This window comes from Synechococcus sp. HK05, from assembly GCF_019104765.1.
Taxonomy (GTDB): domain Bacteria; phylum Cyanobacteriota; class Cyanobacteriia; order PCC-6307; family Cyanobiaceae; genus Vulcanococcus.
The window spans coordinates 156,825-169,787 of record NZ_JAHRXJ010000009.1; the positions used below are offsets into that span (position 1 = coordinate 156,825).

At 66.4% G+C, this 12,963-nt stretch carries 16 protein-coding genes; 7 read left to right on the forward strand and 9 right to left on the reverse strand.

Going from position 1 to position 12,963, the window contains the following annotated elements; translation table 11 throughout:
* Positions 1 to 3: 3 nt before the first annotated feature.
* From yidC to sppA, 7 genes are all read right to left on the reverse strand, one after another.
* Positions 4 to 1,140 (reverse strand): membrane protein insertase YidC, encoded by a 1,137-nt coding sequence (yidC, locus tag KUL97_RS07605; protein ID WP_217796356.1) that lies wholly within the window; start codon positions 1,138 to 1,140, stop codon positions 4 to 6.
* Positions 1,141 to 1,195: 55 nt separating this feature from the next.
* Positions 1,196 to 1,648 (reverse strand): PH domain-containing protein, encoded by a 453-nt coding sequence (locus tag KUL97_RS07610; protein ID WP_217796357.1) that lies wholly within the window; start codon positions 1,646 to 1,648, stop codon positions 1,196 to 1,198.
* Positions 1,645 to 2,034, reverse strand: a complete 390-nt coding sequence (gene rnpA, locus KUL97_RS07615; RefSeq protein ID WP_217796358.1) for a ribonuclease P protein component — start codon at positions 2,032 to 2,034, stop codon at positions 1,645 to 1,647. The genes KUL97_RS07610 and rnpA overlap by 4 nt, the downstream gene beginning before the upstream one ends.
* Before the next feature lie 46 nt (positions 2,035 to 2,080).
* On the reverse strand, positions 2,081 to 2,218 hold the full coding sequence (gene rpmH / locus KUL97_RS07620; RefSeq protein ID WP_010303865.1) for a 50S ribosomal protein L34: 138 nt from the start codon (positions 2,216 to 2,218) through the stop codon (positions 2,081 to 2,083).
* A gap of 58 nt (positions 2,219 to 2,276) precedes the next feature.
* Positions 2,277 to 2,861, reverse strand: a complete 585-nt coding sequence (locus tag KUL97_RS07625; protein WP_254896307.1) for a DUF2808 domain-containing protein — start codon at positions 2,859 to 2,861, stop codon at positions 2,277 to 2,279.
* A gap of 108 nt (positions 2,862 to 2,969) precedes the next feature.
* Positions 2,970 to 3,341, reverse strand: coding sequence for a chorismate mutase (aroH, locus tag KUL97_RS07630; RefSeq protein ID WP_217796359.1), 372 nt, complete (start codon positions 3,339 to 3,341; stop codon positions 2,970 to 2,972).
* Positions 3,338 to 4,150 carry a signal peptide peptidase SppA gene (sppA, locus tag KUL97_RS07635; protein WP_217796360.1) on the reverse strand — a complete coding sequence of 271 codons (813 nt, stop codon included), beginning with the start codon at positions 4,148 to 4,150 and terminating at the stop codon, positions 3,338 to 3,340. The genes aroH and sppA overlap by 4 nt, the downstream gene beginning before the upstream one ends.
* A gap of 50 nt (positions 4,151 to 4,200) precedes the next feature.
* Between sppA and KUL97_RS07640 the strand changes: the two genes are divergently transcribed.
* Genes KUL97_RS07640 through KUL97_RS07650 form a run of 3 tightly spaced genes read left to right on the forward strand, consistent with a single transcriptional unit; the run spans position 4,201 to position 8,061 of the window.
* Positions 4,201 to 5,163: a DMT family transporter gene (locus tag KUL97_RS07640; RefSeq protein ID WP_217796361.1), complete on the forward strand. Its 963-nt coding sequence runs from the start codon at positions 4,201 to 4,203 to the stop codon at positions 5,161 to 5,163.
* Positions 5,160 to 6,236, forward strand: coding sequence for a glycosyltransferase family 4 protein (locus tag KUL97_RS07645; RefSeq protein WP_217796362.1), 1,077 nt, complete (start codon positions 5,160 to 5,162; stop codon positions 6,234 to 6,236). The genes KUL97_RS07640 and KUL97_RS07645 overlap by 4 nt, the downstream gene beginning before the upstream one ends.
* Positions 6,237 to 6,270: 34 nt before the next feature.
* Complete coding sequence (locus KUL97_RS07650; protein WP_217796363.1) at positions 6,271 to 8,061, forward strand: glycosyltransferase family 39 protein; 1,791 nt, start codon at positions 6,271 to 6,273, stop codon at positions 8,059 to 8,061.
* On the opposite strand, the gene KUL97_RS07655 is transcribed toward KUL97_RS07650, so the two are convergent.
* A complete protein-coding gene (locus KUL97_RS07655; RefSeq protein WP_217796364.1) occupies positions 8,055 to 8,594 on the reverse strand; it encodes a DUF721 domain-containing protein in 540 nt (179 codons plus the stop codon). The two genes, KUL97_RS07650 and KUL97_RS07655, sit on opposite strands and share 7 nt — an antisense overlap.
* A gap of 10 nt (positions 8,595 to 8,604) precedes the next feature.
* Entirely contained in the window at positions 8,605 to 9,732 is a 1,128-nt protein-coding gene (locus tag KUL97_RS07660) for a mechanosensitive ion channel family protein (RefSeq protein ID WP_217796365.1), read from the reverse strand.
* Between the two features lie 107 nt (positions 9,733 to 9,839).
* Here KUL97_RS07660 and KUL97_RS07665 point away from each other — a divergent pair, with 107 nt between their 5' ends.
* Genes KUL97_RS07665 through KUL97_RS07680 form a run of 4 tightly spaced genes read left to right on the forward strand, consistent with a single transcriptional unit; the run spans position 9,840 to position 12,898 of the window.
* Complete coding sequence (locus KUL97_RS07665) at positions 9,840 to 10,607, forward strand: PspA/IM30 family protein (protein ID WP_217796366.1); 768 nt, start codon at positions 9,840 to 9,842, stop codon at positions 10,605 to 10,607.
* A gap of 20 nt (positions 10,608 to 10,627) precedes the next feature.
* Positions 10,628 to 10,960, forward strand: coding sequence for a thioredoxin (gene trxA, locus KUL97_RS07670; RefSeq protein WP_217796367.1), 333 nt, complete (start codon positions 10,628 to 10,630; stop codon positions 10,958 to 10,960).
* A 13-nt stretch (positions 10,961 to 10,973) separates the two neighbouring features.
* The gene (locus KUL97_RS07675; RefSeq protein WP_217796504.1) at positions 10,974 to 12,167 is read left to right on the forward strand and encodes an aminotransferase class I/II-fold pyridoxal phosphate-dependent enzyme; all 1,194 of its coding nucleotides are present in this window, start codon (positions 10,974 to 10,976) and stop codon (positions 12,165 to 12,167) included.
* Positions 12,149 to 12,898 carry a biotin--[acetyl-CoA-carboxylase] ligase gene (locus tag KUL97_RS07680; protein WP_217796368.1) on the forward strand — a complete coding sequence of 250 codons (750 nt, stop codon included), beginning with the start codon at positions 12,149 to 12,151 and terminating at the stop codon, positions 12,896 to 12,898. Before KUL97_RS07675 ends, KUL97_RS07680 begins: the two co-directional genes overlap by 19 nt.
* Positions 12,899 to 12,963 lie beyond the last annotated feature (65 nt).

The following is a 12,963-nucleotide window of genomic DNA, read 5'->3' on the forward strand; positions in this document are numbered from 1 at the left end:
CCCTTACTTCTTGCCCTTGGGCTCGAACGGCAAGCGCTCACTGCCACTCACGGTGGCGGTGACGGTTTTGGCTTCAGCCGCGAGCTGTTGATCCAGGATCGCCTGCAGGTTGTCGGGCAGGGCCTCACGGGTGAGCAGGAAGGTTTGCGCAGCCTGGAAGATGTTGGCCACCACCATGTAGAGCAGCACCCCAGCCGGCAGCGGGAAGAATAGGAACATGCCGGTGATCATCACGGGCGTGATCTTGTTGGCCGTGGCTTGCTGCGGGTTGGCCGGCATGCCCATCCCCGAGAGGATTTGGCTCACAAACAGGCTGGCGCCGAAGGCAGCCACCAGGATCGCGATATCCCAGTTGACGGCGCCATCGGTGTAGAAGCCCACCTGGCCGAGGGCCTTGATGAACAGGAAGCCGCTACGGGCAGCCAGGCCGGGGATCTTGGCCTCCACAGTCACATCGCCTGGGGCGATGGCGTGGATGGTGCCATTCTGATCCACGCTCACCAGGCCCTCGCCTTTAGTAACGCTCCAGGTGGGGGTGAAGGCACTGCCGTTCTCCACACCCGTGAGCACCGAGGCGAAGCTGGCGCCGTCTTTGGTGTGGAGGCTCACGGTTTCGGTGTCGCCCACGCCCAGCTTGGTGCCCTTCTCGAGGCTGGCAATCACCGGCACGTGGTTGGTGGCGGTAACGAAGATCGAATGGCTGGGGCTATTGAACGGCTTGGGCTCAACGGCGGCGATCTGATCGGCCGGCAACACCTTCAGGTTGAGGGTGTAAGGCACATCTGCGAACGGTGATCCCCGCAGGGTGGCGAACAGCGCAAACAGGATCGGCATCTGCACCAGCAGGGGCAGACATCCAGAGAGAGGGCTGCCGAACTCCTTCATCAGCGAGCCCAGCTCCTCCTGCTGCTTCTGGGGATTGTTGGCGTATTTGGCCTTGATCTCGGCCTGGCGCTTCTGCATCACCGGCTGGGCGATGCGCATGCGGCGGGCGCTGCGGATCGAGCCGGCGCTCAGCGGGAACAGCGCCAGGCGGATCACCACGGTGAGGGCAATGATCGCCAGGCCGTAGCTCGGCACCAATCCGTAGAAGAAATCGAGGATCGGCAGCAGCAGGTTGTCGGAGATGTAGCCGATCACGGCGTGTGCAGGTCCGGGGAGAAGGGAAGTGGAGCCAGTGTGTCAGGCGGGTGGCTCAGGCCGCTGCGTTGTCGCCGAAACCGGTTTTGGGGCTGGCCTTGGCGGCCGGACTGGCGGCCATGCGCTCCTGGATGTAGGCCTCGGCCTCCTTGTAACGGGGCACGGCGCGCATCTCGAGCTTCATGCCGTCGTTGAGGATCAGCACCATGTCGCCCCAGAAGCCCAGGCCGCGGGCCACCGAGCGCACCTCACGGATCTGGCTGTACACCACCTGGCTGCGGTCGCGGCCGAGCCAACCACCGCTCACTTCCACACGGCGGCTGGTGATGCGGAAGCGCAGCCATAGGGCCCGCACCAGGGCACCCACGGCGAAGGGAATGCCGATCAGGGTGAGGCCGAACAGCAGGTTGGTGATCAGGTCACCCTTGGCCGGCCCCCCCGCGTAGAAGACGTCTTCATTGATGCTGGCTCCTGGAGCCACCGGTGGCGTCTGGGGCGTGCCTGTCATGGCCGTAGTCCTGCCTTCGCGAGGAGTTGGAAACATTCTCCCAGCAGGGCCTGGTCGGTGGCCTCGGCACTGCCGGGTTTGAGGGAGATCAGCAGCCAGTGACCGGCGCCCTGATTGGGCAAGGCTTCCACGGCAGCCGAGAGGTGGCTGTGGAAGAGGCGGCGAAGCTGGTTGCGGCGCACGGAGCGCTTGCTCACCTTGCTGCTCACCACCACCGCCAACCGGCAGCTGTTGGGGCTGTGGTCGCGGGGATCCGGTTTGAGCAGCTCAGGCTGGGCGTTCAAGCAGCGCAGCACCATCAAGTTGCCGTGGTGGCGCTGGCCCTTCTGGTAGAGGCGGTCAAACACAAACCGCCCCCGCAGTCTGTGTTCCCGGGATAACACCATGGGACACGAGCTGCGGGGGCGGTGCGGCGAACAGCTGATCGAACGATCAGACGGCCAGGCGAGCGCGACCGCGCTTGCGGCGGGAGCGGATCACACGGCGGCCGGTGTGGCTGCGCATGCGAACACGGAAGCCCGAGACGCGCTTGCGCTTGCGGCTGGTTCCTTCAAGGGTGCGCTTGGTCATGGCTCCGGCTCGGCTGCGCCTTCAACGTCGATCGCCCAACCTACCAGCCCGCCTTGGCTCAATCGCTCTGGGGATCGATCTGGATCAACCAGCTGCCCAGGTAGCCCGATACCGGTACATCCCCAGGGGCCTGGGCGAGGGCGTTGAACTGATACATCCCAATGTTGAAGGGATTGAACAGGTTGATGTACACGCCGATCGTCTTACCCACGGGCACGGGGGTGTCGGGGAAGATCTCGATAGCGCTGCCGTCGGCCGCCACTTCCACGGTGGCAGGAATGTCGGTTTCGCAGCGGGTGCGCGAGAGCATGCCGCCTTCCTTCATGTAGCAGAGCTTGACGCGCTTGGGATCGATGGTGGCGTCAAAGCTCTTGGGGATACCAACCACCAATTTGAGGATGGCGGTTTTGCGATCTTTCGGCTTGAGGATCAGGTAATACTCCGAGCGCTTGAGGCGCTTGGTATCCGTCATGAAGAAGTAGAGCTTCCGGTAATCCTTGCTGGAATCCCAGCGGAATTCCACGAGCCCGGGGGTGCCTTGGCCCTTCACCGGCAGCATCGGTGCGAGGGCGGTGGCGGCGCCAGCGAGCCCCAGCGCTGCGGCCAGAGCGGTGCCTGCGGCACCCATGCGGAACCCAGCCATGGATTGCTTCGAGTCGGTGGTCTTGCTGACCATTCTTGGCAGCCAACGCCAGCACCAGGGCTGAGGGGGGTGCCGGACCTGGGTTTGGAAGCTGTGACCAGATGCGACTCAGGAGGCTAGATCGGGGCGCAGGCGTGCGGCGTCGCGCAGGTAGGCATGGCGCACGGGTTGGTCGGGCTCCAGCCAGGCATGGGCCAGCAGGCGGATGCAGCGGGGCAGGTCGCCGGCGACGGCCATCTGCTGGCAATCGAGTAAGGCAACGCTGTCCCAGCCATCGCGGCGGCGGGCAATCGCCGCAGGAAACATCGCATCCAGGTCGGCCGTGACCGAGAAGGTCACCGAGAGCAGTTGGCTTCCCTGGAGCTGGTTGCGCTCCACCAAGGCATCAATCAGTTCGCTCACCGCCTCGCTGATGGCAGCGCTGGTGTTGGCCGCAGCGGTGGTGGCGCCCCGCAAGGCCCGCAGTTGGGAGGTGCTCATGGGCGGTACAACCAGAGGGGTTGGCCGCTCCAGGCGAGCTCCAGGTGGAGGGCTTCGCTGAGGCGGGCGAACAGGTTGCGGCCAGGGATCATCCCGGCCAGGCCTTTCTTCGGCTGTCCGAAGTTGATCGGCCTGGTGGTCTCTTCATCGAGGTCGGCTAGTTCACAGGCCAAGCGGCGGGCGCTGTCCTCATCACCCAGTTGATCCACCAGTCCCAGCTCAAGAGCCTGGGCGCCGCTGAACACGCGCCCATCGGCAAAGCCGCGCACGGCGCTCTCCTCCAGCCCCCGGCCCTCAGCCACGGCGTTCACGAATTGGCCGTAGCTCGAGTCGATCAGGTCTTGCAGCAGCTGCCTCTCACCAGCGGTGAGGGCACGATCCGGCGAGAGAATGTCTTTATACAACCCGCTTTTCACGGTTTCAAACTGCACGCCGATGCGCTCAAGCAGCCGCGAGAGGTTGTTGCCCCGCAGGATCACGCCGATCGAGCCGGTGATCGAGCCGGCATTGGCCACGATTTTTTCGGCCGCCACCCCCACGTACACCCCGCCGGAGGCCGAGATGTTGCCGAAGCTGGCCACCACGCGACAGCCCTTCTGGCGCAAGCGTTGAATCGCCGCATGGATTTCTTGGCTGTCACCCACGGTGCCGCCAGGGCTATCGATCCGCAGCAGCAGCGCTGGGAATTCACGCCGCTCCACCTCCCGCAGCGCTTTGAGCACCCGTTCGCGGGTGCCGGAGGCAATCGCCCCTTCGATGGCGATACGCGCCAATTTGCGGCGGGATTTGCGGCGCCAGGGCCAGACCATCGAGGCGGTGTGCAGTGGCTGGATCTTAAAAAGGAGCCTGTGGGCTGCTGGTGCGGGTGAAGGTGCGCTGGCTGCTGATGGTGTTGCCGTTTGCCCTCTGGGGCACGGCGATGGCGGCCATGAAGCCGTTGCTGGCGGAGGCTGGGCCCCTCACCCTGGCCTGGATGCGTTTGCTGCCTGCCGGGGGCGTGGTGTTGCTGGCGGCGGGGCTCTGGCGCGGGCAGTGGCGTGTGGATCGGCGCGATTGGGGGTGGCTGCTGCTGTTTGCCCTGGTGGACGCCACGGCGTTTCAGGGGCTGCTGGCCAGGGGGTTGGTTGGCACCGGCGCGGGTCTGGGATCGGTGTTGATCGATTCCCAGCCCTTGCTCGTGGCCCTGCTGGCCCGCAGCCTGTTTGGAGAGGCGATCAATCCAGTGGGCTGGCTGGGGTTGCTGGTGGGTTTGCTCGGCATCCTTTGCCTGGGGTTGCCGGCTCCGCTGCTGCGCCAATGGTGGCTGATGGGGCCGGAGTCTCTGGGTGACCAGGCCTGGAGCCATGGCGAGCTGTGGATGCTGGCGGCTGCCCTGGCCATGGCTGTGGGCACGGTGATCAGTCGCTACGCCTGCCGCCACAGCGATGCGGTGGCCGTCACCGGTTGGCACATGGTGTTGGGTGGCCTGCCGTTGCTGGCCGGATCGGCCCTGCTGCCGGTGTTCAGGGCGGACGTTCCGCCGTTTTGGCCCCACTGGTCCCTGTTGCAGTGGGGGCTGATGGCTTACGCCGCCTTGCTGGGCAGTGCTGTGGCCTATGGCCTGTTTTTCTGGTTCGCCAACCACGGCGATCTCACGAGCTTCACCTCGCTCACCTTCCTCACGCCAGTGTTCGCCTTGCTGTGCGGGGTGGTGCTGCTGGAGGAGCAGCTGCAGCCTTTGCAGTGGCTGGGGGCTGCTCTGGCCCTGGTGAGCGTGGTGCTGATCAACCGCCGTGCGCTGCTGTGGCACCCCGGTGGGGCGGCGGCTGAGGTGGTGCCATGAACCTGTTGGTGGTGGCCACCGCTCTGGGGCCTTTGGGCAGCGGCCGCGGCGGTGGCGTGGAGCTCACCCTTGCTGGCCTGGTGGCCGGGCTGCTGCAGCGGGGGCATCGGATCACGGTGCTCGCGGCTGAGGGGTCTCAGCTGCCAGGTGATGGCGCAGCCGCAGAGCTCTGGAGCTGCGCTGGCACGCCGCAGCCGAGCGTGCAGCACCAAGGCCGTGAGGCGTTGATCACCATGCCGGCGGATGCGTTGCTGGCTCGTTTTTGGCGGCGCGTCCTCGCTGAGGCGCCGGCGGCGGGGTTTGATGCGGTGCTCAACCTCGGCTACGACTGGCTTCCGTTTTGGCTCACCCCCACGGCGCCGCTGCCGCTGTTTCACCTGGTGAGCATGGGTTCGGTGAATGCCGCGATGGATGGGGTGATCGCGGAGGTGGCGGCCTGGGATCAACGGCGGCTCGCCTTTCACACGGCGGCTCAAGCTGCGGATTTCGCCCTTGTGCAGCCGCCTGTGCTGCTGGGCAATGGCTTTGATCTGAGTGCCTACCGGTTTTGCGAGCAGCCCGAAGCGCTGCTCGGCTGGGTAGGACGAGTCGCACCCGAGAAGGGGCTAGAGGATGCGGCCGCTGCAGCGGCGCGCTGCGGCTTGCCCCTGGCGGTGTGGGGTCTGGTGGAAGACGAGGCCTATGCCGCTGCTGTTCAGGCCTCGGTGCCGGCGGGCACGCTGCAGTGGCGGGGATTTTTGCCCACGGCGCAGTTGCAGGCCGCGCTGGGCCATTGCAGGGCGCTGCTCAACACGCCGAAGTGGAACGAGGCCTACGGAAATGTTGTTGTGGAGGCGATGGCCTGCGGTGTGCCGGTGGTGGCCTATCGGCGTGGTGGCCCCGGCGAATTGGTGCAGCCCGGTGAGAACGGCTTCCTGGTGGAGCCTGACGACGTCGCGGCCCTGGCCGATGCCGTCGGCCAGGTGGATCGAATCGATCGCCGCGCCTGCCGTCAGTGGGTGGAGCGCCATGCGTCGCGGGCGGTGCTGGCGGAGCGGATTGAGGCCTGGGTGGGGCAGGCGCTGCAGCCGTAAGCGATAACGTCGAGCCTGACGCAGCTCGCCCCTGGTGCCCCGCAGGTTCGTGTTGCCCTTGGTGCTGATCTGCGGCCTGGCGTTGTTTGTGTGGGGGCTGGGCAGCACCGGCCTGGTGGATGAAACCCCGCCCCTGTTTGCAGCCTCCGCCCGGGCGATGGCCCGCACCGGCGATTGGCTGATTCCGCGGGTGAACGGCTTGCCTCGCTACGACAAGCCGCCCCTGGTGTATTGGCTGATGGGGCTGATTTATGCCCTGCCGGCCCATGACCAATGGGACCCTCTGGGCACCTGGGCGGCCCGGCTGCCTTCGGCCCTATCCAGTGTGGGCCTGATGCTCGCGATGGCTGCGGCCCTCGTGCGCTGGCCGCAGCCGCTTCCCAGCGGCCGCCTGCCGGCTTCCTCCCAGCAGGCGATCACAGCGGTGTGTGCGGCGCTCGCCTTTGCTCTATCGCCGCTGGTGCTGCTCTGGAGCCGGATCGCCGTGAGCGACGCCTTGCTCACCGGTTTGCTGGGGGGTGTGCTGGTGTTGTTGTGGCGTTGCTATGCCGGCGGCGGCCGCCCTTGGTGGGCCTGGATTCTGTTGGGTCTGGCGGTGCTGGCCAAGGGCCCGGTGGCTGTGGTGTTGGCGGGCATGACCCTGGTGGGCTTTGGCCTGTGGCAGCGGGATCTGGCGGGCCTGACCGCTCGGCTGCGCCCCTGGCCAGGCCTTGGCCTCACCGCCTTGGTGGCCTTGCCCTGGTATGGGCTGGCGGCCCTGGTGGAAGGGCAACCGTTCATTCAGAGCTTTTTCGGCTATCACAACCTGCAGCGCTTCACCGGGGTGGTGAATAACCACCTGCAGCCTTGGTGGTTTTTCCTACCGGTGATGGCGGTGGCCTCCTTGCCGTTCACGCCGCTGTTGCTGGCGGGGCTGGTGGGGGCTGTGCAAAGCCGCAACGTGAGTCAGCCGCCGGAGCATTCGCTGCAGCGCTTTGCTACCTGCTGGCTACTGGCGGTGCTGCTGTTTTTCACCTTGGCGGCCACGAAGCTGCCGAGCTATTGGATTCCGGCGACGCCAGCGGCGGGCCTTTTGATCGCCCTGGCCGCGCAGCAGCGTCCGGGGCGTTGGCTGATGGCCAGCACCTTGTTGTTGCAGGGGGTGTTGGCGGCGGGCCTGGCGGCCTCGAACCGTTGGGTGCCCCTGATCCATGAACCAGAACTCCCCACCCTGCCGGCGGAGCTCCTGGCGAGTGGGTTGCTCAGCCGTGCGGCGGCCTGCTTCGGTGTCGCTGTGTTGGCAGGCCTGATTCTCTGGTGGGCGAAGGCCCCTTGGGCGCGTGGCTGGTTGCTGGCGCAGCAGCTGGCGGTGGTGGCTTTTGCCGTGTCGGCCCTGCAGCCGTTGGTGGTCTTCGGGGATCGTTTGCGCCAGGCTCCGCTGCGCCGCCTGGCGGCGGCGGTGCAACAGCAGCACCGCCCTGGAGAACCCCTGGCGATGGTGGGGATCCTGAAGCCCTCGCTGCACTTCTACGCCAACCAGGTGGTGATCTACGAGGGGGTGCAGCCCAACGGTCCGCTCAACCTCAACGACCGGCTGTTGCAGGAGCGTCGCCGCGGGCAGACCCCCTCCCCGCCCGTTCCCGGCAGCTCTGTTTTGCTGGTGATCGATCAACGCACTGCCCAGCTGCCCCACTGGCGCGGCTTGCGTCATCAGGCCCTGGCCTCCGAAGGGTTGTTTGATCTCTGGCGGGTGCCGCGTCAGGCCCTCGATCAGTGGGCCGACCAGCTCAAGCGCTCCGACGCACCTCCGGCGGATTGGCAGCAGCCCCGGCCCGAGCGCTATTGATCGCTGGCGGGGGTGCCCATGGCCACGCCGTTGTCCATCCGTTCCCGCTGGCAGAAGCTGCAGTGCCCCCAGCGCTGCAATTCACCGGCAGGTGCTGGCCGCTGACAGCAGGGGCAGTTGGCCATGCCGAAAACATCCACACGGCTCGGATGGTGCGCCCACACCTGGGCCTCTTCGTCGCTGCCGAAGGGCGGCAGGGGGGAGGGTTGGTGCTGCTGCAGCACCAGATCCTTCACAGAAAAACCAGCGCCGCGCAGGGCGCCCAGCAGGCGGTGTTTGTTGAAGCGCAGTGCTTGCAACCATTGGGGATGGCTCGCACCCACCACCAGCCGTCCGCCCTGCAGGCGCAGGGGGCGGCAATGGGGGGCCAGCTGGGCTCCGGCGATCCCAGGCCAGGCCTGCCAGAGGGCGGCGAGGTTCTCGTCGCGGCGCCAGTGCTCCTGCAACTGGCGCAGGCAGGTTTGCAGACGGGTGGCTGGCGCCGGCGCTGAGGGCACCAGGAAGGAGAGATTGCCAACGGTGCGCGGCTGCATGAGATCTGCTTCAGCGGGCGGTGGTGAGCTTCTGGATCGGGTGAGTGCTGTCGAGGTCTGGAGCCGGATAGAGGGTGGTGCAGTTGAAGGCGAAGTCACCGCCGGCTTTCTTCACGATGTCGGCGATTTCCAGGAAGATTTTCTGCTGCACGTGTAGATACTCCCGCCACACCGTTGTGCGGGTGAAGCAGTACACCAGCATGTTGATCGAAGAGCCGGCCCACTCATCGAAGCTCACCAGAATCATCTGCCGGTTGTCGATATCCGGATGGTTCTCCAGGAGATGCTGCACCGCTTCGGTGATGGCCTGCATGCGTGGGAGATCCTCGTAGCGCAGGCCGATGCTGGCCTTGATGCGCCGGTTGTACATGCGCCCGGGATTCTCAATCGGTGTGGTGGCAAAGACCGAATTGGGAATCGAGAGTGGCCGGCGGTCGAGGGTCACGATTCGGGTGTGATACCAGCCGATGCGCTCCACGGTGCCCTGCAACGTGGACGTTTCCACGCCTGACCAGATCGGTAGCTGAATCCAGTCGCCCACTGAGAAAGGGCGGGTGAAATAGAGCATCAGGCCGGAGAGAAAGTTCTGTGACACCTGCTGGGTGCCGAAGCCGATGCCGATGCCGGCCCCGCCGAGCATCGTGGCCACGGCGGTGGTGGACACGCCGAAGGTGACCATCAGCGCTGCCACTGTGATGACCACCACGCCAATGGAGAGCAGCCGATCCAGGAGGCTGGTGACCATGGCGCGCTCACCGGGATCGTCGACCCCCAGCCAGCGCTGCACGTGATCGGTGTGCAGCAGCATCTGCCCTGCATCGATGCTGGCCCAGCCCACGGCGATCAGGATCAGTGCCGTTGAGGTTTCCAATCCTTTGAGCGGCATCAGGGCCGGGGCGGCTCCGCTCATGGCGTGGGCTAGCCAACCCAGGTAGAGCGCCGCACTAAGACCGGTGATCAGCGGTCGCCGCAGGGTGGCTGCCAGACGCGGCACCAGTGGCCGCACATGCCTGCCGTAGCGCTCCGCGAACTTCAGCACCAGCCAAAGGGCTAGCAGCAGGCCGGTTCCCACCAGAAGCCCTTCGTTGCTCTGGAAGAAATCAACGTCGCTTAGGAGACGCTGGCGTGCATCGGACATCAGCGATCAGGGATCAGGGGCCACCGTAAGGCCGCCCAAAGGAGGCTGAATTCAGGTGGCTGCTTTCGATAACCTGGCGCCACGGCTTCTGTTCCTGCAGCACATTTATGGGCTTCTTTGATCGCCTCGGCCGTCTGGTGCGCGCCAACGCCAACGCGGCGGTGGGAGCGATGGAGGATCCCGCCAAGATCCTGGATCAGTCGGTGGCCGACATGCAGGCCGACCTGGTGAAGCTCCGGCAAGCCGTGGCTACCGCCATCGCCAGCCAGAAACGCATTCAGAACCAGGCTGAGCAGGCCGAAGCCCAGGCGAAAACCTGGTATGAGCGTGCCGAACTGGCCCTCAAAAAGGGCGAGGAAGACCTCGCACGCGAGGCCTTGGGCCGCCGCAAAACCTGCCAGGACACCGCCACAGCCCTGAACACTCAGCTCCAGAGCCAGGCCGGCCAGGTGGAGCAGCTCAAACAGAGCTTGGTGAAGCTCGAAAGCAAGATCGCCGAGGCCAAAACCAAAAAAGACATGCTCAAGGCCCGGGCCCAGGCGGCCCAGGCCCAGGAGCAGCTGCAGAGCGCCGTGGGCAACCTCGGCACCAACAGTTCCATGGCGGCCTTTGAGCGCATGGAAGAAAAGGTGGAGGCACTGGAGGCCCGTAGCCAGGCCGCCGCTGAGCTGGCCGGTGCCGATCTTGAGAGCCAGTTCGCCGCACTGGAGGGCGCCCCTGAGGTGGACGACGAACTGGCGGCTCTCAAAGGCAAGCTGGCCGGCTCCGCCCCTGCGGCCGCCCTGCCGGAGGCCGGTGGTGCTGTGCAGGCGGTGAAAGTGGAAGAGGTGGATGCCGAGCTCGAGGAGCTCAAGCGCTCGATCGACAAGCTCTGATCCATACAATCGCCGCAGCGTTGCCTGCTGCCGTGTCTGTTCTGCACCTCACCGATGCCAACTTCCAGGCCGAGGTGCTGGATGCCGCTATGCCGGTGCTCGTGGATGTATGGGCTGAGTGGTGCGGCCCCTGCCGCCTGATGGCCCCGATGATGGATTGGGCAGCTGCTGAATATGCCGGCCGTTTGGCTGTGGGCAAGCTCGAGGCTGATCCCAACCCCACCGCCCGCGATCAGATGGGCATTCAGGGTTTGCCCACCCTGGTGATTTTCAAGAATGGCCAGGAGGTGGCGCGCCATGAGGGCGCCATGGCCAAGCCCCAACTCAAGGCTTTCCTGGATGCCAACCTCTGAGGCGCCGGCAGCACTGCATCTCTCCGAGCGGGTTCGAGGTCTGGGCAGCGGCGTGTTCGCCCGCAACGACCAGCGCAAACAGGCTTATCGGGCGCGGGCCCAGGCGTTAGGTCTTCCGGCTCTGCTGGATCTCTCCCTTGGCTCCACCGATCTGCAACCGCCAGATCTGGCCATGGACGCCATCCGCGCCCAGCTGGGCCGGCCTGAGAGCGCCGCCTATTGCTTGCATGGCGCCACCCTGCCCTTCCGCGAGGCTGTGGCGGCCTGGGCGCAGCGGCGATTCGGGGTGGCCGTGGATCCGGAGCGGGAAGTGCTGCTGCTGGTGGGCTCCCAGGAGGGGACGGCCCATCTGCCCCTGGCGGTGCTCAACCCCGGCGATCAGGCGTTGTTGCTCGATCCCTATTACCCCTCACACCTGGGGGGACTGCAGCTGGCCTCGGCGCAGCCACGCTTGTTGAAGCTCGATCCCCAGGCCGGTTTTGCTCCGGATTTTGATCAGTTGAGCGATCACCAGTGGGATGCCCTCAAGTTGATGGTGCTCGGCTTTCCCCACAACCCAACGGCCACCACCGGTGAGCAGGCCTGGGTGGATGCTGCGGCGGAGCGGGCTGTGCGCCATGGGGTGGTGTTCGCTCACGACAACCCCTATGTGGATCTGGCCCTCGATGGGGAGGCACCGGCATTGCTGCGTTCACCACTGTGGCGCCAGTGCGGCATTGAATTTTTCTCCTTTTCCAAGGGATGGTGCCTTGGGGGCTACCGCCTGGCTTTCGCCATCGGCGCGGAGCCGTTGATCACGGCCCTACGCCAGCTGAAGGGCGTGGTGGATTTCAACCAGAGCACAGCGCTTCAGGCCGGGGCGATCGCCGCCTTGGAGCAGGCGGCCGACTGGCCGGATCGGATCAAGCCGATTTACCGCGAGCGTCGCGATCGGATGGCGGCGCTGTTGCAGGCGGCGGGCTGGCCGGTGCGGATCCCCTCGATGGCGCTGTATCTGTGGCTGGAGCTGCCGGAGCGGGCCCGCGCAGCCGGCCTGAATTCGGAATCGTTCTGCGCCCAGATGCTGGAGGCCACGGGCGTGTGCCTCACCCCGGGCAACGGCTTTGGCGGCGGTGGTGAGGGCTATGCGCGCTTGGCCCTGGTGCATCCGATCGAAGAGCTGGAGGCCGGCGCTCAGCGGATGGCAGCTTGGCTGGCTCAGCTCTGAAAGCCGCCGCGATTGCCGCTGCTCTGCGGGGGCTGGCGGCGGATCAACCGCTGGCCTGGCGGCTGCGGGTGCTGCCGGTGTGCGCCAGCACGGAATGGGAGCTGGAGCGTTGGCTGGAGGCCGGCGCCCAGCCGCCGCTGGCGTTGCTGGCGCAGCAGCAGCGCCACGGCCATGGGCAGCAGGGCCGGAAGTGGCAGTCGCCGCCAGGGGGCGTGTGGCTGAGTGCGGCCATTCCCTGGCCCGAGCAGCCCGCGCCAGCGGCCTCCTTGGCTCTGGCCGCGGCGGTGGGGATCGCGCTGCAGCTGGAGGCGCTGGGGCTGAAGCCTCAGATCAAGTGGCCGAATGATCTGTTGATCGATGGTCGCAAGTTGGCGGGGATCCTTCCGCGGCTGCGTTGGCGCGGCGGCCGGGTGCGCTACGCCCAGCTGGGGGTGGGCCTCAATGGGCTGAACCGGGTGCCCGCTTTTGCGATCAATGCGGCAGAGGCCCTGGGCCAGCACCCGCTGGCGCAGCCGGCGACCCTCGCGGCCCGGGCGCTGCGCGGGCTGGAGTGGGCAGCGGCCGCCTGCAATCAGCCTGAATTGGTGCGTCGCCAGGCGGAGCAGCGCCTCCACCGGCCGGAGTGGGTGGAGCACGAGGGTGAGCGCTGGGCCGTGGCTGGCCTCGAGCCCAATGGGGGGCTTCGCCTTTGCCGCGGCAACGCGCCAGCTGTGCTGCAGCGGGCTTTCTAGAGTTTGTTCCGCATTGTTTGCGGCTGCTGTGCCTCGCCTCCAACCGCTCAGGCTTCTGGTGGCCC